The 20,343-nt window shown below is 63.1% G+C and carries 20 protein-coding genes; 14 read left to right on the top strand and 6 right to left on the bottom strand.

All coding sequences use genetic code 11. The features are described from left to right. Window positions 1-2: 2 nt before the first annotated feature. Entirely contained in the window at window positions 3-764 is a 762-nt protein-coding gene (locus ABIE18_RS04530) for an ABC transporter ATP-binding protein (protein WP_499721453.1), read from the bottom strand. A gap of 487 nt (window positions 765-1,251) precedes the next feature. On the opposite strand from ABIE18_RS04530, the gene ABIE18_RS04525 reads away from it, so the two are divergent. Together ABIE18_RS04525 and ABIE18_RS04520 are read left to right on the top strand one after the other, a co-directional pair. Further along, window positions 1,252-3,063 carry a proline--tRNA ligase gene (locus tag ABIE18_RS04525; RefSeq protein ID WP_499721452.1) on the top strand — a complete coding sequence of 604 codons (1,812 nt, stop codon included), beginning with the start codon at window positions 1,252-1,254 and terminating at the stop codon, window positions 3,061-3,063. Continuing rightward, on the top strand, window positions 3,060-3,854 hold the full coding sequence (locus ABIE18_RS04520; RefSeq protein ID WP_499721451.1) for a sulfite exporter TauE/SafE family protein: 795 nt from the start codon (window positions 3,060-3,062) through the stop codon (window positions 3,852-3,854). Before ABIE18_RS04525 ends, ABIE18_RS04520 begins: the two co-directional genes overlap by 4 nt. Here the strand turns inward: ABIE18_RS04520 and ABIE18_RS04515 are convergent. The 3 genes from ABIE18_RS04515 to ABIE18_RS04505 form a co-directional block, all read right to left on the bottom strand. Beyond that, window positions 3,847-4,845: an aminoglycoside phosphotransferase family protein gene (locus ABIE18_RS04515; RefSeq protein ID WP_499721866.1), complete on the bottom strand. Its 999-nt coding sequence runs from the start codon at window positions 4,843-4,845 to the stop codon at window positions 3,847-3,849. The two genes, ABIE18_RS04520 and ABIE18_RS04515, sit on opposite strands and share 8 nt — an antisense overlap. Before the next feature lie 49 nt (window positions 4,846-4,894). Beyond that, window positions 4,895-5,623, bottom strand: a complete 729-nt coding sequence (locus ABIE18_RS04510; RefSeq protein ID WP_499721450.1) for a VIT1/CCC1 transporter family protein — start codon at window positions 5,621-5,623, stop codon at window positions 4,895-4,897. Between the two features lie 73 nt (window positions 5,624-5,696). After that, entirely contained in the window at window positions 5,697-6,800 is a 1,104-nt protein-coding gene (locus ABIE18_RS04505; protein ID WP_499721449.1) for a DUF4439 domain-containing protein, read from the bottom strand. Window positions 6,801-6,905: 105 nt separating this feature from the next. Here ABIE18_RS04505 and rimP point away from each other — a divergent pair, with 105 nt between their 5' ends. Continuing rightward, window positions 6,906-7,517, top strand: a complete 612-nt coding sequence (gene rimP, locus ABIE18_RS04500) for a ribosome maturation factor RimP (RefSeq protein ID WP_224092279.1) — start codon at window positions 6,906-6,908, stop codon at window positions 7,515-7,517. Next, window positions 7,517-8,497, top strand: coding sequence for a transcription termination factor NusA (gene nusA / locus ABIE18_RS04495; protein WP_431119447.1), 981 nt, complete (start codon window positions 7,517-7,519; stop codon window positions 8,495-8,497). Before rimP ends, nusA begins: the two co-directional genes overlap by 1 nt. Before the next feature lie 158 nt (window positions 8,498-8,655). Here nusA and ABIE18_RS04490 read toward each other — a convergent pair whose 3' ends face one another. Continuing rightward, window positions 8,656-8,859, bottom strand: coding sequence for a hypothetical protein (locus ABIE18_RS04490; protein WP_309928041.1), 204 nt, complete (start codon window positions 8,857-8,859; stop codon window positions 8,656-8,658). On the opposite strand from ABIE18_RS04490, the gene ABIE18_RS04485 reads away from it, so the two are divergent. The 4 genes from ABIE18_RS04485 (at window position 8,779) to ABIE18_RS04470 (ending at window position 13,238) form a co-directional block, all read left to right on the top strand. Next, the gene (locus ABIE18_RS04485) at window positions 8,779-9,033 is read left to right on the top strand and encodes a YlxR family protein (RefSeq protein ID WP_477513782.1); all 255 of its coding nucleotides are present in this window, start codon (window positions 8,779-8,781) and stop codon (window positions 9,031-9,033) included. The two genes, ABIE18_RS04490 and ABIE18_RS04485, sit on opposite strands and share 81 nt — an antisense overlap. Window positions 9,034-9,185: 152 nt before the next feature. After that, window positions 9,186-12,068, top strand: a complete 2,883-nt coding sequence (gene infB, locus ABIE18_RS04480) for a translation initiation factor IF-2 (protein ID WP_477513615.1) — start codon at window positions 9,186-9,188, stop codon at window positions 12,066-12,068. A gap of 77 nt (window positions 12,069-12,145) precedes the next feature. Continuing rightward, window positions 12,146-12,649, top strand: coding sequence for a 30S ribosome-binding factor RbfA (gene rbfA, locus ABIE18_RS04475; protein WP_431119451.1), 504 nt, complete (start codon window positions 12,146-12,148; stop codon window positions 12,647-12,649). A gap of 88 nt (window positions 12,650-12,737) precedes the next feature. Continuing rightward, window positions 12,738-13,238 carry a nucleoside deaminase gene (locus ABIE18_RS04470; RefSeq protein WP_477513614.1) on the top strand — a complete coding sequence of 167 codons (501 nt, stop codon included), beginning with the start codon at window positions 12,738-12,740 and terminating at the stop codon, window positions 13,236-13,238. A gap of 6 nt (window positions 13,239-13,244) precedes the next feature. On the opposite strand, the gene ABIE18_RS04465 is transcribed toward ABIE18_RS04470, so the two are convergent. Further along, on the bottom strand, window positions 13,245-14,399 hold the full coding sequence (locus tag ABIE18_RS04465) for a pyridoxal phosphate-dependent aminotransferase (RefSeq protein ID WP_499721448.1): 1,155 nt from the start codon (window positions 14,397-14,399) through the stop codon (window positions 13,245-13,247). Window positions 14,400-14,433: 34 nt separating this feature from the next. On the opposite strand from ABIE18_RS04465, the gene truB reads away from it, so the two are divergent. The 6 genes from truB (at window position 14,434) to ABIE18_RS04435 (ending at window position 20,176) form a co-directional block, all read left to right on the top strand. Continuing rightward, entirely contained in the window at window positions 14,434-15,372 is a 939-nt protein-coding gene (truB, locus tag ABIE18_RS04460) for a tRNA pseudouridine(55) synthase TruB (RefSeq protein ID WP_499721447.1), read from the top strand. 2 nt (window positions 15,373-15,374) lie between these two features. After that, a complete protein-coding gene (locus tag ABIE18_RS04455; RefSeq protein ID WP_499721446.1) occupies window positions 15,375-15,728 on the top strand; it encodes a hypothetical protein in 354 nt (117 codons plus the stop codon). Window positions 15,729-15,748: 20 nt separating this feature from the next. Beyond that, complete coding sequence (locus ABIE18_RS04450) at window positions 15,749-16,204, top strand: hypothetical protein (RefSeq protein ID WP_499721445.1); 456 nt, start codon at window positions 15,749-15,751, stop codon at window positions 16,202-16,204. 67 nt (window positions 16,205-16,271) lie between these two features. Next, window positions 16,272-17,255, top strand: a complete 984-nt coding sequence (locus ABIE18_RS04445; protein WP_499721444.1) for a bifunctional riboflavin kinase/FAD synthetase — start codon at window positions 16,272-16,274, stop codon at window positions 17,253-17,255. Between the two features lie 158 nt (window positions 17,256-17,413). Further along, entirely contained in the window at window positions 17,414-17,683 is a 270-nt protein-coding gene (gene rpsO / locus ABIE18_RS04440) for a 30S ribosomal protein S15 (RefSeq protein WP_144652206.1), read from the top strand. 243 nt (window positions 17,684-17,926) lie between these two features. Continuing rightward, complete coding sequence (locus ABIE18_RS04435; RefSeq protein WP_431119461.1) at window positions 17,927-20,176, top strand: polyribonucleotide nucleotidyltransferase; 2,250 nt, start codon at window positions 17,927-17,929, stop codon at window positions 20,174-20,176. Window positions 20,177-20,343 lie beyond the last annotated feature (167 nt).

The raw sequence follows: 20,343 nt of genomic DNA, 5'->3' as shown, positions 1-20,343 counted from the left end.
ATTCATGATGCCACCTGGCTTTCCTTTGCCGGCTGACCGCTGTCCGGGCCACGTTCGGCGTCTTTGATCATGTTCAGGAACGCGCGCTCAAGGTCGTTGCTGCGTCCCCGGCTTGCGAGCTCGGCGGGTGTGAGCTGCGCCAGCAGCAGGCCGTCCCGCAGAAGCAGCAACGAGGAACAATGCGACGCTTCTTCCATCACATGACTGGAAACCAGGAGCGTTGTTCCGCCGGCGGCCATATCAACGAACCGCTCCCACAACTCTGCACGCAGCACCGGATCCAGGCCCACCGTCGGTTCGTCCAGGACCAGGAGCTTGGGGTGCGCCACCAGCGCGCACGCCAGGGACACGCGGCTGAACTCCCCGCCCGAGAGGTTCCCGGCTTTCTGCCTGGCAAACGATTCGAGCCCGACGGCGGCAATCGACTCCGCGACGTCCGTCGCCGTTGCCTTGTGCATGGCGCCGAAGTACTTGACGTTGGCTTCGACGCTGAGGTCCGCGTAGACGCTGGCACCTTGGGTGACGTACCCGACGTCGTGCCTCAACGGTGCGCTGCCGGCTGGGCGGCCCAGGACGCTGATGGATCCACGGGTGATCCGCTGGACCCCCACGATGCCGCGCATGAGTGTTGTCTTGCCGCTTCCTGACGGGCCTAGAAGCCCCGTGATGCGCCCGCTGGCCACGGCGAAATCCAGGCCCCGCAAAATTCTTGTCCGGCCCCGGGAGATGTGCAGGCCCGTGGCCTCTATTGCTGCTTGTGACATGGCGGCCTCCGGCACCGTCCAGTAATTCACCATGTGATGAATTAACGCTAAGTCCGGCCAGCGGGGCGGTCAATAGGCCTTTGCCATCAAAATCCTTGAAAACGTGTCCGCTATCACATAGGTTTTTCCCAAGCCGTGTCGATGGGGCACGGGTGGTTACAGGGGGAATCATGGCAAAGACCTTGAAGGATGCCTTTGGCAGCCGCACCATCCGTGAGTTCGGCAGTCACCAATGCGTCCCAGTCGCAGGCGAACCCGTTCCGCTGGAGGGAACGGGGGACTAGTCCCCGGACAGAGTCTGCGGCCGGCCGGCCGCTGAGCCACGCCATCGCAGGATGACCAGCCGATCTTTGGCCAGGGGCTTCCAGACGCGACGGCGTGGCTCTTCTCTGTGCTAAGCCGTTCTGTGCGAAGCCGCCCGCTGGCAGCCGGTAGATTAGTAGACAGTTGTTTTTGCCACATCTGCCATAGAAACGGATACGTACCCGTGGTCCTTCGCCTTTCCCAGTTGTTCCTGCGCACCCTGCGTGAAGATCCCGTCGACGCCGAGGTCGCCAGCCACAAGCTCCTGGTCCGGGCCGGTTACATCCGCCGTGCCGCACCTGGCATTTACACATGGCTGCCGCTGGGACTCAGCGTCCTGCGCAAGGTGGAGGAAATCATCCGGCAGGAAATGTCCGCCATCGGCGCGCAGGAAGTCCACTTCCCGGCACTGCTGCCGCGCGAACCCTACGAGGCCACCAACCGCTGGACCGAGTACGGAGAGGGCCTGTTCAGGCTTCAGGACCGCAAGGGTGCCGACTACCTTCTGGCTCCGACGCACGAGGAAATGTTCACCCTCCTGGTCAAGGACCTGTACTCCTCGTACAAGGACCTGCCGTTGAGCCTGTACCAGATCCAGAACAAGTACCGCGATGAAGCGCGCCCCCGTGCAGGTCTCCTCCGTGGGCGCGAGTTCATCATGAAGGACTCCTACTCGTTCGACGTTGACGACGCCGGCCTGGACGCAAGCTACGCCGCCCACCGCGCCGCATACCTGAAGATCTTCGAACGCCTGGGCCTGGAAGTCATTCCGGTTGCTGCCACGGCAGGCGCCATGGGCGGCTCCAAGAGCGAAGAATTCCTCTTCCCCACGGAGATCGGCGAGGACACCTTTGTGCGCTCGGCCGGCGGCTATTACGCCAACGTCGAGGCCGTCACCACGGTTGTCCCTGAGGATATTGATTTCACGGACGCGCCGGCTGCCCAGGTTCTGGACACCCCGAACACCCCCACCATCGAGACGCTGGTTGACGCAGCCAACCAGCTCGCACCCCGCGGCGAGGTCGATGACGGCGCCTGGACTGCCGCTGACACGCTGAAGAACGTCGTCCTCGCCGTGACTCTCCCCACCGGTGAACGCCAGATCGTTGTCCTCGGCGTTCCGGGTGACCGTGCCGTGGATCTCAAACGGGTGGAAGCGAACATAGGATCGTTCCTTCCCATTGCCGGCGAGATCGGCCTGGAGGCAGCCAACGAGGAAGACCTCAAGAAGCTGCCGTGGTTGGTGAAGGGCTACATCGGGCCTGGTTTGTCCCTGGATGAAGCAGTGCTGGGCCTGGAAGGCTCTTCCAAGCTGCTGTACCTCGTGGATCCCCGCGTCGTCTCAGGCACAACCTGGGTGACGGGCGCCAACATCGATGGCAAGCACGTCTTCGGACTGGTAGCGGGCCGCGACTTCACCTGGGACGGCGTCATCGAATGCACCGACGTCCGCGCAGGGGATCCGGCGCCCGACGGCTCCGGACCGCTTGAAACTGCCCGTGGCATCGAAATGGGCCACATCTTCCAACTCGGACGCAAGTACGCCGAGGCGCTGGATCTGAAGGTACTGGACCAGAACGGCAAGCAGGTAGTTGTCACCATGGGCTCCTATGGTGTTGGTGTCACCCGTGCTGTCGCAGCCCTTGCAGAAGCCAACCATGACGACCGCGGCCTCGTGTGGCCACGCTCGGTGGCCCCGGCCGACGTACACGTTGTGGCTGTGGGCCGCGGTGACGAAATTTTCGAAGCTGCAGAGAAGCTGTCGGCGGAACTCGAGGCCGCAGGCCTCGACGTCATCTTTGATGACCGGCCCAAGGTTTCTCCCGGCGTCAAGTTTGGCGATGCCGAGCTCGTCGGCGTGCCCACTATCTTGGCCGTCGGCCGTGGACTGGTGGACGGCGTTGTGGAGATCAAGGACCGTCGCAGCGGTGAAGCCGAGAACATCTCGGTGGAAAAAGCCGTGGATTACGTGGTCAACGCTGTCCGTAACCGGTGATTTCCGGCTTCGAGACCATCCAGCTCACCACCATCATCCTGATTGTGGTGGCTGGATTCGCAGCCGGCTGGGTTGACGCGGTAGTAGGAGGCGGGGGGCTGATCCAGCTCCCCGCACTGCTGCTGGTTCCTGGCATCACCCCCGTCCAGGCCCTGGCCACGAACAAGATGGGTTCCATCTTCGGCACCACCACCAGTGCCACAACGTATTACCGGCGAGTGGGACCGGACCTCAAAACGGCAATACCCATGGCGGTGATTGCGCTGGCGGGGAGCTTTGGCGGTGCCATCCTCGCTGCTTCGCTGCCGGCCAGCGTCTTTAAGCCCATCATTGTCGTGGCGCTGATCGCCGTCGCGATTTTCACGGCACTCCGCCCCAGCGCGGGCGAGCTGACTGCTCTGCGGCACGATGGGCACAAGCACTATGTGGTGGCCTGCGTGATCGGTGCCGTGATCGGTTTTTACGATGGCCTGATCGGTCCCGGTACGGGATCATTCCTGGTGATCGCCTTGGTCTCGGCCATGGGCTACGCCTTCCTTGAAGCCAGCGCCAAGGCCAAGATCGTCAACATGGCCACCAATGCCGGTGCGCTCATCTTCTTCCTCCCTCACGGTTCCTTGTTGTGGGGAGTGGGCCTGGTGCTGGGGCTGGCGAACATGGCGGGCGGATACCTTGGTGCCCGGACCGCTGTAGCCAGGGGGAGCAGCTTTGTACGGATCGTCTTCCTGATCGTCGTGGCGGCACTGATCATCAAGCTCGGCGTGGACGTCTGGAACGACAACGTCAGCTGACTGCGTCCCCGGGCTCGGGCAAATCATGTGCTGCTGGAAGTCCTTCGAGCGTCCTGCCCGCCAGTGTGCTCGCCACCCACAGGGAACGGGCCAGATCGCCTTCGTGTCCTCGTTTTCCCGCGTACCACAGGGCGTTGTCCACTTCGCGGGCAACGCTCCACTGTCGCGCGACCTCCGGATCAAGCCCAGCGGCGAGGCTGAAATCCCTGCATCGCTCCCGCAGGGCAGCTGCAGGGTCGCGATGTGACAGATCCTTGATCCGGTTCCACAGAACAGGTGCCACCGCAAATTCGGCCTCACCGATCTGCGGCTGGGGATCGATGGCCAAGTATTCGCGGCGGCCGGTGCCCAAGATGGCGAGGATGTTCATGAAGTGGAGATCGGTGTGTACCAGGACGTCCCTGCCGGATCGGCGGCCAACAGCACCGCGGGTCTGGCACACTTCCAGCGCGGCTTCCAATAACCATCGCGGGAAGGGCCGGTCCTGCAGCTCCCACTCCGAAGGCATTTCGTCGCTCCAGCGCTCGGCCGTGGCAGCGATGTGATCGAATCCCCGCCACTCGGGACGATCATCCGGGGCAATTGAAAGCTCGCGCATGATGTCACCCCAGACCTGCCGGGCTTCATCCATGGGGGCATCCTGCAGCCACCGGAACGCGTCAAGGCGTTCCAGCAGCATGGAGCAACTGGCGGCGTCGGCGGCCAGGAGCCGGACAGCTCCGTGGCCATCCCACAGGGCCAAGGCATGGCGCTCTACAAGTGCTTCCTCATGCGGATAGGCGATCTTCAGCGCAGCCTGCCTGCCGTGCTGGAGAACGGGCACAACCAAGGCTCCGTGTCCGTTCCACGGCTCTTCACCGGGTGCGAGGTCCACGGACAACTGCCAACGGTCCAAAGCCTCACGGATAAGCCCCGGAAGGCTCGCGAGCCAGTCCCGCCCCGCAGAATTGCGGTTGTAGCGGGCGTGCAGGTCGCCCGGAATCGGAATCATGGCGTGAAGGGTCACGCCATCAGCCTAGCTCTGCCCGGCGGTAGTACCCTCAGAAAACGCCGCTGGCGCCCAAGAGGCTTCCGATCGAGAACGTGGCTGCAAGCGCCAAGGCTCCGCCCAACACCACCCGGGCTGCAGCGCGGAACCTCGGTGCCCCACCAATCCAAGCCCCCACGGCTCCCGTGATCGCGAGAGCCAGCAGAACGGCAACGAACGTCAGCGGAACCCGCATTGCGGGGGGAGGGAGCAGGATGGCAAGCATGGGAAGCACGGCGCCCAGGGTAAACGCCACTGCCGATGCAAGGGCGGCGTTCCACGGACTCACGATGTCGTCTTCGTGGATATTGAGCTCGGCGGACAGATGGGCGGCAAGAGCATCATGCTTCGTCAGTTCTTCCGCCACTGTCCGGGCGGTACGCGCGGTGAGCCCCTTCGCCTGGTAGATCGCGGCGAGCTCTTCGAGTTCCTCCTCCGGCTGTTCGGCGAGTTCCCGGCGTTCCTTCTCGATGAGCGACTTCTGCGTGTCGCTCTGGCTGCTGACGGATACATATTCGCCCAACGCCATGGAAATTGCTCCACCGACCAGGCCAGCCGTGCCGGCGGCAAGGATGCTGCCGGTGTTGGTCGTGGCGCCGGCCACGCCGACGACGATTGCGGCGACGGAGACGATGCCGTCGTTCGCACCCAAAACTCCGGCGCGCAGCCAGTTCAGCCTGTGGGCAAGGTCATCGCGATGCGGTTCGTTCTCGTGCGTGGTGGCAGTTTCTGCGGAAGCCATGTTTCAAGCCAAGCACCGGCGGGCCGCCTTGACCAGCATGGCTAGGCTCGCCTATCCCATCCGCCGCTTGGACTCACCCGGGGGTGGGCGTCGGCAGGGGAGGCAAGTCATCGCCGTCGAACTCCAACCCCGGCAAGGCGGCAAGCGTGGCGCCCCAATCCAGGCTCCTGCGGACGGCGGCCAGCAGGCTGCTGGCAGCCCAGTCCCGGGTCTCTCCTGTCGAAAGCGCGATGAGGTCGCCAAATCCCTGCAGGGAGTCCGATTCCAGGGCTCCCAAGCCCGCGGCCGGGTCTTCAGCGAACTGTGCAGGCAGCCTGTATCCGGCCTCCCGGGTAGGGACGTCGCCACAGTTACGGCGGGTCAGGGCTTCTGCTTGTTGAAGGAGACGCTCGTGCACCGCAAGGTCCTTGGCGGCTTGGGCCGTTGCGCCAGCGTCCAATCGCTTCAGCGCCACCTGATAGATGTAGACGGCTTCCTGTTCGGAGCGGACAGTGGCCGCAAGAGCCGCATCGGTAGTGGCAGCGGTTGCATCCGGGGTGGGGCTGACTGAAGGGCACTGGTGCACAGCTGGTGTTGTGGCAGGCGGGTTACCGCTCGACGTCGGCGACGGTACCGGCAGCTGCCACATCGCAGCCAGTTTTTCGCCCTGGAGAAGTTGGGCGGATCCGACGGCGGCGAGCAACCGGGCGATCCCGCCGTCGGCCTCGCGGGCGTCCTGCAGTCGTTGCCGGCCGCTGGCGGTCAGGCCAGCCACGACCGAAACAGGCGTCGTTTCCGGGGCCGCATCATCTTCAGCCGGGTCATCTTTATCGTCTGCCGTCGAGGCTGCGGAGGAGGCAGAAGTATCAGCAGTGCCGGCCATGGCGCTGGCTGCGGCAGAAGGTGGAAGGAGGGCCCGTGACTGTGTTGTCAGCAATGTCACAGCATCGTCCAGTGCGGCCGTTTGGGAACCGGATCCTGCAGCTGCCATCAATCCAGCAGTCGATTCCCGCAACCTGTGGGTATCGGCGAAAGCGTCGGCGAGGGCAGACTCGGAGAACGAAACCTCAGGGGGAGTCCCGGAATCCCGCGGTAGAAGTACGATTCCCGTGCCCGCAACGAGCAGCCCAACCACGGAAATGAGAAGGAGCCGACCCCAAGCTGGTGATCGTCGTTTTTCACTTGTCTGCTCGTCCACAACACACCATGGTGTCATGTGGACGGGAAACTCCGTGCACCATGTGCTGCCGAAAATCGTTAGGCTAGTAGTCACAACAACATCTATCGGGAGGCGGCGGGCAACGTGAGTGACTCGGAAGCCACGACTTCAACAGACCGTACTGAGTCGAATTCAACGGCCACCATCCACAACCCGGAAGAGCGCAGGCTAAAGGCGCTGCTCGAACCGGCAGTCCTTGCCAACAGGCTCTACCTCGAGGATGTTTCCATCCACGTCGCCGGTTCACACCGCACGGTCCACGTCGTCGTGGATCTTCCGCAGGAGGAGACCGGAGGCGTCAGCCTGGACGCCATCGCAGATGTCTCGCGTGGGTTGTCCGATATTCTGGACAACGATCCCCACGACGACGGCCGTCCCTACGACCTCGAAGTTTCTTCGCCAGGAGTAGGCCGTCCGCTGACGGAACCACGCCACTGGCACAGGGCCCGCGGCCGCATGGTCAGGGTCAACGTCATCCAGGGTGAGAACGTCCTTGGCCGGATTGCGTCAGTAGATGACGCCGGTGTGACCCTCATTCCGGAGCACGAGGTCAAAAAGGGCATGAAGCCCAAACAGGGCGACCCCATCACTATTCCTTTCGACAGGATCCGCCACGGAAAAGTCGAGATTGAATTCAGCCACCTCCACGAGGCCGGGCTGGCAGACGAACACAATGGACCTTCCGAGGAGGCCTAATGGATATTGACATGAGCGCACTGAGACTCCTGGAGCGTGAGCGTGAAATCCCGCTGGACCTCCTGATTCCCACCATCGAGCAAGCGCTCCTGGTGGCCTATCACAAGACGCCCGGTGCCTTCGAGAAGGCCCGCGCCGAGCTGGACCGCAAGAGCGGCCACGTGACCATCTGGGCAACGGAAATCGACGACGACGGCGAGGCCATCGGGGAGTTCGAGGACACCCCGGCCGGTTTCGGCCGCATCGCTGCAAGCACGGCGCGCCAGATCATCCTGCAGCGTCTTCGTGACGTTGAGGACGATAACGTATTGGGCGAATTCAAGGGTCGCGAAGGCGAACTCGTCGCCGGCATGATCCAGCAGGGCAACAACCCGCACATGATCCAGGTAAACCTCGGATCGGTGGAGGCCCTGTTGCCGCCACCGGAGCAGGTTCCCGGCGAGAAGTACATTCACGGCAGCAGGCTTCGTGCCTTCGTGGTGGATGTCCACCGCGGGGCGAAGGGTCCGTCCATTACGTTGTCGCGTTCGCACCCGGGCCTGGTCCGTAAGTTGTTCGAAATGGAAGTTCCGGAAATCGCGGACCGTTCCGTCGAGATCGTGGCACTTGCCCGGGAAGCCGGCCACCGCACCAAGATCGCCGTCAAAGCGAACACCCCCGGTGTCAACGCCAAGGGCGCTTGCATCGGCGAAATGGGCTCCCGCGTCCGTGCAGTCATGACTGAGCTCAATGACGAAAAGATCGACATCGTGGACTTCAGCGAGGATCCTGCGACCTTCATCGCCAACTCCTTGTCGCCGTCCCGGGTGAATTCGGTCACTATCACGGACGAGGCAACGCGCTCGGCCCGGGTAGTTGTGCCGGACTACCAGCTCTCCTTGGCGATTGGCAAGGAAGGCCAGAACGCACGCCTTGCTGCGAAGCTGACCGGATGGCGGATCGATATCGTGTCCGACGCCGCCCCGGCCAAGACCGACTAGCGATCGTTCCGGCGGCCTCGCCGTCGGGAGCCGCGCCGCGCTGGCGGTGCGGCCGGTTTCGGCTGTCCGGGGCCGGGGGGCTAGAATAGATGGAATCGGGCTTACGTCCGGTATCCGCGCGCTTTGACGTGCCTTATCTGCATGTGCAGTATCGGCCGTCAGCGCAAGTTTGCAGAGGCAGGTAAGGACACGTCGTGGCTGAACTGCTTGAACGCGGCCATGGCCCTGTTCGTACGTGCATCGGATGCCGGAAGCAAGGCTCCCGGTCCGAGCTTGTCCGGCTGGTCGCCCAAGGTCGTGGTTCGTCCACTGTCCTTGTCGATGTTCGACGCCGGATGGCCGGCAGGGGTGCGTGGCTGCATCCCAGCGAAAAGTGCTTGGCATTGGCAATCAAGCGGCGTGCTTTCGGAAGGGCCCTTGCGGGCGCTGCTGAAACGGGCGCCGTCGAAAGCTACTTCATGTCAGGCGCGCCACTTGTGGAGGCCCCGGCTGCCACAGGAAAACCGTCCAAACCTGAAAGCGGGTCAGAAAACTGATGGAAACCCGATGAGTTCCCAGCGATGAGTGCGTAACGATGACAACTTTGTTGCGCTCTGCAATGGGCCTTTCAGTCGCGCTAGCGGCAGGGGCCCGCAGTAAGAAGTAGACGGTTCGTGCCTGGCTCGGTGCGGACCGAGACAGGAGAAATGTGGCCAAGGTCCGCGTACATGAGCTCGCCAAAGAGCTCGGTATTACTTCCAAAGATGCAGTAACAAAACTGCAGGAATTGGGCGAATTCGTTCGCTCCGCCTCTTCCACCATTGAGGCCCCCGTCGTGAAGAAGCTTCGCGACGCCTACCCCGGTGCAGGCGCTGCAAAGGCAGCTGCCCCCGCACCTGCAGCCGCCCCCAAGGCTCCGGCTGCTCCCGCAACATCCCGTCCGGCCGCTCCGGCTCCGGGTCCCGCTGCACCCAAGGCTCCGGCTCCGGCAGCACCCGCCGCGGCGGCACCTGCTGCCCCCGCTGCACCTGCTCCTGCGGCGCCTGCCCCGGCAGCGCCCTCGGCTCCCGCCGCATCCACGACGCCGTTCTCGGCCAAGCCCGGTGCCCGTCCTGCTCCCAAGGCAGAGACTCCGGCTCCGTCCCGCCAGGGCGGCCAGGCCCCGCGTCCAGGCGGTCCCCGTCCGGGCAACAACCCCTTCGCCACGTCCCAGGGCATGCCCCGCGGCCGTGGTGGCGATGGCGAACGTCCGCCGCGCCCGGGTAACAACCCGTTTGCAACCTCGCAGGGCATGCCCCGTGCAGGTGGCCGCAACGATGGCGAACGCCCCGGTGGTCCCCGTCCCGCAGCAGGTGCCGGTGGTCCCCGTCCCGCAGCGGGCAGCGGTGGTCCCCGTCCGGGTGCTCCGCGTCCCGGTGCACCCCGTCCCGGTGGTGCTCCGCGTCCGGCTGGTGGCCCCGGTGGAAACCGGCCTACTCCGGGCATGATGCCCAACCGCACTGAGCGTCCTGCGCCCGGTGGCGCAGGTCGTCCCGGTGGCGCAGGCCGTCCGGGTGGCGGACCGGGTCGTCCCGGTGGCGCACCAGGTGCAGGTACCGGTGGCGGCGCTCCCGCCGGCGGTGGCTTTGGCAAGGGTGGCCGCGGTCGCGGTGGTACCCAGGGTGCCTTCGGCAAGGGCGGCGCCGGTCGTGGCAAGCAGCGCAAGTCGAAGCGTGCAAAGCGCCAGGAACTGGAGCAGATGAGTGCTCCGTCGCTGGGCGGCGTGTCCGTACCCCGCGGCGATGGCGAGACCATCATCCGTTTGCGCCGTGGTTCCTCCATCACGGACTTTGCAGAGAAGATCGATGCGAACCCCGCGTCGCTCGTGACCGTTCTGTTCCACCTCGGTGAGATGGCAACGGCTACGCAGTCCCTCGACGAAGACACCTTTGGACTGCTTGGTGCCGAACTTGGCTACAAGCTCCAGGTTGTTTCGCCGGAAGACGAAGAGCGCGAGCTGCTGGACCAGTTCGACATCAACATCCAGGACGAGCTTGACGCCGAGGGTGACGACGTCCTTGAGGCCCGCCCGCCGGTTGTCACCGTCATGGGTCACGTTGACCACGGTAAGACCCGCCTGCTTGACGCCATCCGCAACTCCAACGTTGTGGCCGGCGAGCACGGTGGAATCACCCAGCACATCGGTGCTTACCAGATCAGCCACATCCACGAGGGCACGGCCCGCGACATCACCTTCATTGACACCCCCGGTCACGAGGCCTTCACGGCCATGCGTGCACGTGGTGCCAAGGTCACCGACATCGCGATCCTGGTTGTTGCAGCCGACGACGGCGTTATGCCGCAGACGGTGGAAGCACTCAACCACGCCCAGGCAGCCAACGTGCCGATCGTCGTGGCAGTGAACAAGATCGACAAGGAAGGCGCCAACCCTGACAAGGTCAAGGGTCAGCTCACCGAGTACGGCCTGGTTCCCGAAGAATACGGTGGCGACACCATGTTCGTTGAGGTTTCTGCCCGCCAGAACCTCAACATCGACGAACTGATCGACGCCGTCCTGCTGACGGCTGACGCCGCACTGGATCTGCGCGCCAACCCGGACAAGGACGCTCGAGGCATTGCCATCGAAGCGAACCTGGACAAGGGCCGCGGTTCCGTGGCCACCGTCCTGGTGCAGTCCGGTACCTTGGCCGTGGGTGACACGATCGTGGCAGGTACGGCCCACGGCCGCGTCCGTGCAATGTTCGACGAAAACGGCGAGGCCCTCGATGTCGCACTGCCGTCGCGTCCGGTCCAGGTCCTCGGCCTGTCCAACGTGCCGCGTGCAGGTGACACCTTCCTGGTGACGCCGGACGAGCGTACGGCCCGCCAGATCGCCGAGAAGCGTGAAGCTGCCGACCGCAACGCCGCACTGGCCAAGCGTCGCAAGCGCATCAGCCTGGAAGACTTTGACCAGGCCGTTGCTGAAGGCAAGATCGACACCCTCAACCTCATCCTCAAGGGTGACGTCTCCGGTGCCGTGGAAGCCCTCGAAGACGCCTTGCTCAAGATCGATGTCGGAGACGACGACGTTCAGCTCCGTGTCATCCACCGCGGTGTGGGTGCCATCACGCAGAACGACGTCAACCTGGCAACGGTGGACAACGCCATCATCATCGGCTTCAACGTCAAGCCGGCTGAGCGCGTCGCTGAACTGGCTGACCGCGAAGGCGTGGACATGCGCTTCTACTCCGTCATCTACGCAGCAATCGATGACATCGAGATGGCCCTCAAGGGCATGCTCAAGCCGGAGTACGAAGAAGTCCAGCTCGGTACTGCCGAAGTCCGCGAAGTCTTCCGTTCCTCCAAGTTCGGAAACATCGCCGGTTCGATCGTCCGCACGGGCATCATCCGCCGTAACACCAAGGCACGTGTTAGCCGCGACGGCAAGGTCATCGGTGACAACCTCACCGTTGAGACGCTCAAGCGCTTCAAGGATGACGCAACCGAAGTCCGTACTGACTTCGAGTGTGGTATCGGTCTTGGCTCGTTCAACGACATCACCGAAGGCGACATCATCGAGACCTTCGAGATGCGCGAAAAGCCGCGCGTCTAGGTTCCGCTTGGAGCGGGTCCGTCGGGTAGCCCCGGCGGACCCGTTCCGTACCCGTTTCTACTTTCCAGGAGGAAGTCATGGCCGATCCGGCACGCGCTGCCAAGTTGGCGCAGCGGATAAAGGTCGTCGTCGCCGAGGCCCTCGGCCGCCGGGTCAAGGACCCGCGCGTCGAGTCCATCACGATCACCGACGCCCGCGTCACCAACGACCTTCAGCACGCCACCATCTACTACACCGTCTTTGGTGACGAGATAGCCCACGCCGATGCCGCCAGGGCATTGGAGAAGGCCAAGGGTGTGCTGCGACAGGAAGTCGGCCGCAATATCACCGTCCGGCTCACTCCCACCCTCGAGTTCGTTGCTGACCAGATCCCGGTCAACGCATCGAACCTTGAGGAGCTGCTCCGTGAAGCAAAGCGTCGCGACGCCGAGGTAGCCGCTTTGGCTGCCGGCGCCAAGCACGCAGGCGAGGCTGACCCCTACAAGGGCGAGGCCTCCGAAGAAATCGACGAAGACGACTTCGACGAAGAAGACATCGACCTCGCGGACGATGACGAACTCGACGAAGACGCCAACCGCTAAAAGTCTTTTTGAGTTTGTGTACACCTAATGCCCTTGGGACGCGTTCCCAGGGGCATTACGTGTACTCAAAGTCGTTAGTATCGAAAGCATGTCCGCGCACAATGCACAGCAGCATGATGAATTCCTGAACCGCGATGAATTCCTGAACCGGGCCATACGGCTTGCTGTCCAGAACGTTTCCGACGGCGGTGGGCCGTTCGGCGCTGTTGTCGTTACCCCGGATGGCAGCGTCCATGAGGGCGTGAATCGGGTAACGCGCGACAACGATCCCACGGCGCATGCCGAAGTGGTGGCCATTCGCCGTGCCGCAGCGGACATGGGCAACTTCGATCTCAGCGGCTCGGTACTCTATGCCAGTTGCGAGCCATGCCCTTTGTGCCTCTCCGCCACACTCTGGGCCAGGATTGGCCGCGTGTATTTCGCTGCGGACCGGCACGGAGCCGCCAGGGCCGGTTTCGATGATGCAGTGTTCTATGAGTACTTCGCCGGTACCCGGCCTGAGCTGCTTCCCGTGGAACATGCGCCGGTAGCAGCCTCCGAGGCACCCTTTGAGGCCTGGCGTAACAACACCGAACGCACCGACTACTAGCGGCTCCTAGGGCCGGGCAGGAAGCCGGCTGACGCCGTCGAGCAGTTCCTGCTGATCGCCGCACAGCGCAATCCGGATCCAATCCTCGCCGATCGACCCAAAAGCGGTGCCCGGCGCGAAGGCAACACCCGAATCGGCCAGAAACGCGTGGACCCAGGCCCGGACATCGCCGCCACTGACGTGGGAGACATTTGCCCACAGGTAGAAAGCTCCCTGTGCGCCAAGGAACGGAATGCCCTTGCCTTCCAGGATGGCGGAGGCGGCATCACGGTTGCTCCTGTAGTGGTTGCGCGCGTCCGTCACGTACTCCTGGGGGCCGGTCAACGCGGCCAAGGCCGCATACTGCGATGGCGAGGCAACGCAGGAAACGATCGCTTCCATGACATTGTTCATCTTCTTTTCCATGCCCGGCGGACAGATCAAGGCTCCGATCCGGAGGCCCGTGAGCCCGTAGGTCTTTGACAGCGTCAGTGATGTGAAGACGCGTGCCTCACCGGGTATGTCGCTATCGAACCGGGCAGGGCTGACATGCGGGACGTCAAAGGTGAAGGCTTCATAGCACTCATCAGAGATGATCCAGAGATCGTGCCGCACGGCGAGTTCCACAAGCTGCCGGGTTGCGGCCTCGCTGATGACGGCGCCCAGGGGGTTGGAGGGCGAGTTCAGCATGAGGACCCGGGTCTGCGGAGTGATGAGGGCTTCAATGTCCTCGATGTCCGGCTGGAAGTCGTTATGCGGGTAGAGGGGGTACGGAACGGGGACCGCGTGGAGGAGCCGGCTGGTCATGGCGAAGGTGGGGTAGCCGGGGTTGGGCAGGAGGATTTCATCGCCGGGGGAGAGAAGCAGGCTCATCGCGAAGTGCAGGCCTTGTTGGGCTCCGTCCACCACGTAGACGCGTTCGGCTCCGATATCCACGTGATGATGCTCACGGAACCTCTTGGCGAAGGCTTCGCGGAGCGCTGGGATTCCTGCGTTCGGGGTGTAGTTGGTTTCGTCCCGTTCAAGGCATGCTATTCCGGCGTCGAGGACGTGCCGTGGGAGTGCAAAGCCCGGCTCGCCGATGCTGAGCACGATCGCCCCTGGGGTGGTCCAGGCGGCCTCGGTGATTTCTCGGATCTGGTTCACGGGGACGTCGCGGACGTGTGTGGCAAGCTCAGGCATGGGAGCTATCCTAGCCACCCATATACTGGTAAGCGTGCTTTCTGGACTGGTAATCGTTGACAAACCGCAGGGATGGACCAGCCATGATGTGGTTGGCCGGATGCGGCGGCTGGCTGGCACCCGGAAAGTGGGGCATGCGGGCACGCTCGATCCCATGGCTACCGGCGTGCTGGTCCTTGGGATCAACAAGGCCACCCGGCTCCTGACGTACATAGTGGGAACGTCCAAGACGTATACGGCCACTGTCAGGCTCGGCGAAACCACCATCACCGATGACGCCGAAGGCGAAGTCACTCAGGCGCGCAGCGCAGTGGAGGTCAGCGACGAGGCCATTGGACAAGGCGTCGCCGCCCTCACCGGCCCCATTCAGCAGGTACCAAGCAGCGTCAGCGCGATCAAGGTCAACGGTGAACGCTCCTATGCCCGTGTCCGCTCCGGCGAAGAAGTCAAGCTTGCGGCCCGGCCCGTGACCATCCACCGCTTCGACATCCACTCAATTACCAGGATCGACGGCGGCCGCGTAGTTGACGTCGATGTCACCGTGGAATGTTCTTCCGGCACCTACATCCGGGCTTTGGCCCGTGACCTCGGCATCGCTTTGGGCGTCGGTGGACATCTCACTGCCTTACGGCGGACCCAGGTGGGCCCTTACACGATCGAGCAAGCGCGGACGTTGGAAGAACTCGCCGGGGAACTCGAAGTCCTGGACATGTCCCTTGCCGCGCGCTCCCTGATGCCCAATCGCGAATTGAGTGACGAGGAAACTACCGAGATCTCCTTTGGCAGGCGCATTGCCGCAGGCCCTGGAGCCGGAACGCCAGATGCTGCCACCGCTGAGAATCCTGCCGCAGCGTTCGCGCCTTCGGGAGAGTTGGTGGCCCTGCTGGCCGATACTGGAAGCTTCGCGAAGCCTGTGTTGGTCTTTGCCCCCGGAACCGGAACCGGAACCGCTAGAATCGGCGGGGAAAAGTAGGCATGGACGGTTATTTCTACTCCATCCTCATCGTTGGTTTGGTATCAACGATCGCGTGCGTCGTGGCAGGTTTGATGAAGAAAGCCCCCAACGACGTCACAATCTTTTCCGTGTTGGCAGTGGAGCTGGCCCTGCTGGTCTACTTGGTTGGCTCGATTGTCCGCGTTGCCATCGGTGAACAGATGGCGGGCGAAGCCTGGGAGTTCTGGGGATACCTGATCACGGCGTTGATGATCCCGCTGGGGGCCGTGTATTGGGCCATCCTTGAACGGACCCGCTGGAGCAACTTCGTCCTGGCGGCGGTAGGCGTCACCGCGCTCGTCATGGCCGCCCGCATGAACCAGATCTGGTACTGACCTTGAAGGAAAAACGCAAAATGACTGGAACCGAGACTGAGGCAAATGCCGGCCGGATACCCCAAAAAGACACACGGAACACCGGCCCTGGGCGCTTGCTGATCGCGGTCTATGCCGTCTTCGCACTCTCGGCCACTGCCCGTGCCGGCTACCAGATTGCCACCAAGTTTACCGAAGCTCCGCTGGCGCATATCCTCTCGGCGTTCGCCGCCGTCGTCTATGTCGCAGCGACCATCTCGCTGGCAAAACCGGGCCGCACATGGTTCAAAGTGTCGTTGGCCGCGGTACTCGTGGAACTCCTCGGCGTGCTGGTAGTTGGCGCCATAAGCCTGTTCGATCCGGTGGCCTTCCCGCATGACACTGTGTGGTCGCTGTTTGGACGCGGTTATGGTTTCGTCCCGCTCGTGCTGCCCATCCTTGGACTCCTGTGGTTGAACAAGAGGCGGCCGTCCAAGGCGAACAGCCACAGCGGGTAACCTTAGAATGTTCCGGCGCCGGGAGGTTGCCGGGCGGAACGAATATCTGCAGTAAAAGGCGAGGTTGATGGTCCACATCTGGAACGATCCCACCGAAGTCCCCGGGGACTTCGGACCAACAGTCGTTACCATCGGGAACTTTGACGGCGTCCATCGTGGCCACCAGCATGTTCTCGCGCAACTGACAAACACCGCCAAACGGCACCACATCCCTTCAGTGGCCGTGACCTTTGATCCGCACCCCGCCCAGGTCCACCGCCCGGAGTCGGCGCCGGAGCTGATCATGGGCCTTCAGGACAAACTGGACGCCCTTGGCGAAACAGGCGTGGATGCCGTCCTGGTCATGAAGTACACGCTGGACCTCGCCTCCATGACACCCATAGAGTTTGTCCGCCAAATCCTCCTCGAGGCCCTTCATGCCGAGCACGTCGTGGTCGGCCACGACCTCCGCTTCGGCGCAGGGAACGTCGGCGATGTCGTGACCATGCAGGAACTCGGCGAGCAGCTCGGCTTTGGCGTCCAGGTGGTCAATGAGTATGGCGCAGGAGGCTTCCCGGTCCACGACGACGGCGATGCCGACCGCCGTTGCTCCTCCACCTGGGTGCGGGAAGCCTTGTCCGAAGGCGACGTCGTCACTGCTGCCGCCGTTCTGGGACGCCCCCACCGCATGCGCGGCGAGGTGGTTCATGGAGCTGCGCGCGGGAGGAACCTCGGTTTCCCCACCGCGAACCTTTCCCACGATTCCACGGGTTACGTCCCGGCGGACGGAATCTATGCAGGCTGGTTGATAGACCAGTCCGGAACCCGGTGGCCCGCTGCAATTTCCGTCGGCTCCAACCCCACATTTGACGGTGTGAGCCGTCAAGTGGAGGCCCACGTCATTGACCGTCCCGAGGAGAATGTGGAGGACTTTGACCTCTACGGCCAGACTGTTGCGGTCGAATTTACCCAGCGCCTCCGCGGCATGGTGGCATATCGCGGGCCCGAGGCCCTGGTGGAGCAGATGTGCCTGGATGTAGCCCAAGCACACGAGCTGCTGACCCAGCGCTAGCGGTATTTCGACAACAATGCTGACCTGCCGGTAAACTGTTACTGGATCCGGCTGCAGTCCGTGGCGGCTGGACCTGTTTTTGTGTGCGGAGACGCACCGGAAGCAACCCGTCAGCGAGGCGCTGCACCGGGAGGCACGGCACAACTCTAGGAGTTCACGTGGCACTTGACGCCGCTGTAAAGCAGTCCATCATCAAGGAATACGCAACCTCTGAAGGCGACACCGGTTCGCCCGAGGTCCAGGTTGCAGTCCTGACCCAGCGGATCAAGGATCTGACTGAGCACATGAAGGAGCACAAGCACGACTTCCACACCCAGCGCGGTCTGCTGGCCATGGTTGGTCGTCGCAAGCGCATGCTTTCCTACCTGAAGAACACTGACATCGCCCGCTACCGTTCGCTCATCGAGCGCCTCGGCCTGCGCCGCTAGTCTGCCTTTAGGGGCGGCCCGATCCCTCGCGGAACGGGCCGCCTTCTTCAAAAACAACTAAAAACAGGAAATCAACCGCATCGCGCATTCGCGGTCCTCGGTAGTGATTCCCGGGAGGGTCATCGGCGACGATGAAGCCCGTGGATCTCGATCGATGACCGGGTGTCGTACAGGCCAGGAATAAAGAAGAGGCCTGGGTTGATGCGGCGGACTTCCGCTAAATCAGAAACGGAGGTGACTCTCATGGAGGGTCCCGAAATCCAGTTCTCCGAAGCGATTATTGACAACGGCCGTTTTGGCAAGCGTGTCATCCGCTTTGAAACCGGCCGCCTTGCCAAGCAGGCTGCCGGCGCTTCGATGGTCTACATCGACGAAGACACCGCACTCCTCTCGGCAACCACCGCAGGAAAGCAGCCGCGCGAAGGCTTCGACTTCTTCCCGTTGACGGTAGACGTCGAAGAGCGCATGTACGCTGCCGGACGTATCCCGGGTTCGTTCTTCCGCCGTGAAGGCCGCCCGTCCACGGAAGCGATCCTGGCTTGCCGCCTGATGGACCGCCCGCTGCGCCCGGCCTTCGTCAAGGGCCTGCGCAACGAGGTTCAGATCGTCGTAACCGTCCTCGCAATCAACCCGGACGAGCTCTACGACGTCGTAGCCATCAACGCGTCTTCCATGTCCACCCAGCTCTCCGGCCTCCCGTTCTCCGGCCCGATCGGCGGCGTCCGCGTTGCCCTCATCGCCGACGAACAGGGTTCGCAGTGGGTTGCCTTCCCCAAGCACTCGCAGCTTGAGAACGCCGTGTTCAACATGGTTGTTGCCGGCCGCATTGCCGGTGACGACGTCGCCATCATGATGGTTGAAGCCGAAGCAACCGACAACTCCTGGAACCTCATCAAGGAACAGGGCGCAACTGCTCCCACCGAAGAAGTTGTTTCCGAGGGCCTCGAAGCCGCAAAGCCGTTCATCAAGGCTCTCTGCGAAGCCCAGGCCGATCTTGCTGCCCGTGCAGCGAAGCCGACCGTCGAGTTCCCGGTCTTCCTGGACTACCAGGATGACGTCTACGCAGCTGTGGAAGCCGCTGCTGCCGACAAGCTGGCTGCGGTCTTCCAGATCGCTGACAAGCAGGAGCGCGACAACGCTTCCGACGAGCTCAAGGACGAAGTCCTGGGCGCACTCGCCGGAAACTTCGAAGGCCGTGAGAAGGAGCTGTCCGCAGCTTTCCGCTCGGTCACCAAGCACGTTGTCCGCCAGCGCATCCTCAAGGACCAGGTCCGCATCGATGGCCGTGGCCTGACGGACATCCGCCAGCTGACCGCCGAGGTAGAGGTTCTGCCCCGCGTTCACGGTTCTGCGATCTTCGAGCGCGGCGAGACCCAGATCATGGGTGTCACCACGCTGAACATGCTCAAGATGGAACAGCAGATCGACTCGTTGTCGCCGGTGACGCGCAAGCGCTACATGCACAACTACAACTTTCCGCCGTACTCCACCGGTGAAACTGGCCGCGTCGGTTCCCCGAAGCGCCGCGAAATCGGTCACGGCGCCCTGGCAGAGCGCGCCCTCGTGCCGGTTCTGCCTTCCCGCGAGGAATTCCCGTACGCCATCCGCCAGGTATCCGAAGCCCTCGGTTCCAACGGTTCGACGTCCATGGGCTCGGTGTGTGCTTCGACCCTGTCCATGCTCAACGCAGGTGTCCCGCTGAAGGCAGCTGTTGCCGGTATCGCCATGGGCCTGGTTTCCGACCAGGTTGACGGTCAGACCCGCTACGCAGCCCTGACCGACATCCTCGGCGCCGAAGACGCATTCGGCGACATGGACTTCAAGGTTGCCGGTACGTCCGAGTTCGTCACGGCCATCCAGCTGGACACCAAGCTCGACGGCATCCCCGCTTCCGTGCTGGCAGCAGCGCTGAAGCAGGCCCGCGAAGCACGCCTCCACATCCTCGAGGTCATCAACGCAGCGATCGACACCCCGGACGAGCTCTCCGAGTTCGCCCCCCGCGTCATCGCCGTCAAGATCCCCGTAGACAAGATCGGCGAGGTCATCGGCCCCAAGGGCAAGATGATCAACCAGATCCAGGAAGACACGGGCGCGGACATCTCCATCGAAGATGACGGCACGGTCTACATTGGCGCCACCAACGGTCCGTCTGCTGATGCAGCACGTTCCGCCATCAACGCCATCGCCAACCCGCAGGTACCGGAAATCGGTGAGCGCTACTTGGGCACGGTCGTCAAGACCACCACCTTCGGCGCTTTCGTTTCCCTTACCCCGGGCAAGGACGGCCTGCTGCACATCTCCGAGCTCCGCAAGCTGGCCAACGGCAAGCGCGTGGACAACGTTGATGACGTCGTCTCGGTGGGCCAGAAGGTCCAGGTCGAGATCACCAAGATCGATGACCGCGGAAAGCTTTCCCTCTCCCCGGTTGTTGCCGAGGAAGAAGGCGCTGCCTCCGAGGAAGCTCCGGAAGAAGCTGAAGTTTCCGCAGAGTAGTCTGTAAGCAGTACCCGGAGGGGCCGGTGGGCTGAAAGGTCCACAGGCCCCTCCGGCTTTTAACAACCTTGGCTGTGTTTGGGTCCCGCTGTCTGGGCCCTCGGTTAATCCTCCCGCTGATACGATTGCAGGGCAGATTTGACTGCCCGCAGCGCCCCTGAACCCGA

This window comes from Arthrobacter sp. 2762 (assembly GCF_040548745.1).
Taxonomy (GTDB): domain Bacteria; phylum Actinomycetota; class Actinomycetes; order Actinomycetales; family Micrococcaceae; genus Arthrobacter.
Note: the sequence above shows the minus strand (reverse complement) of the source record. Positions and strands in the feature narration are given on the sequence as shown.

What these genes read in the sequence shown, in the direction of transcription:
- ABIE18_RS04530 (WP_499721453.1), bottom strand. Translation starts at nt 764, where the DNA reads ATGTCACAAGCAGCAATAGAGGCCACGGGCCTGCACATCTCCCGGGGC.
- ABIE18_RS04515 (WP_499721866.1), bottom strand. Translation starts at nt 4,845, where the DNA reads ATGATTCCGATTCCGGGCGACCTGCACGCCCGCTACAACCGCAATTCT.
- ABIE18_RS04510 (WP_499721450.1), bottom strand. Translation starts at nt 5,623, where the DNA reads ATGGCTTCCGCAGAAACTGCCACCACGCACGAGAACGAACCGCATCGC.
- nusA (WP_431119447.1), top strand. Translation starts at nt 7,517, where the DNA reads ATGGATATTGACATGAGCGCACTGAGACTCCTGGAGCGTGAGCGTGAA.
- ABIE18_RS04490 (WP_309928041.1), bottom strand. Translation starts at nt 8,859, where the DNA reads ATGCAGCCACGCACCCCTGCCGGCCATCCGGCGTCGAACATCGACAAG.
- rbfA (WP_431119451.1), top strand. Translation starts at nt 12,146, where the DNA reads ATGGCCGATCCGGCACGCGCTGCCAAGTTGGCGCAGCGGATAAAGGTC.
- ABIE18_RS04470 (WP_477513614.1), top strand. Translation starts at nt 12,738, where the DNA reads ATGTCCGCGCACAATGCACAGCAGCATGATGAATTCCTGAACCGCGAT.
- ABIE18_RS04465 (WP_499721448.1), bottom strand. Translation starts at nt 14,399, where the DNA reads ATGCCTGAGCTTGCCACACACGTCCGCGACGTCCCCGTGAACCAGATC.
- ABIE18_RS04455 (WP_499721446.1), top strand. Translation starts at nt 15,375, where the DNA reads ATGGACGGTTATTTCTACTCCATCCTCATCGTTGGTTTGGTATCAACG.
- ABIE18_RS04450 (WP_499721445.1), top strand. Translation starts at nt 15,749, where the DNA reads ATGACTGGAACCGAGACTGAGGCAAATGCCGGCCGGATACCCCAAAAA.
- ABIE18_RS04445 (WP_499721444.1), top strand. Translation starts at nt 16,272, where the DNA reads ATGGTCCACATCTGGAACGATCCCACCGAAGTCCCCGGGGACTTCGGA.
- ABIE18_RS04435 (WP_431119461.1), top strand. Translation starts at nt 17,927, where the DNA reads ATGGAGGGTCCCGAAATCCAGTTCTCCGAAGCGATTATTGACAACGGC.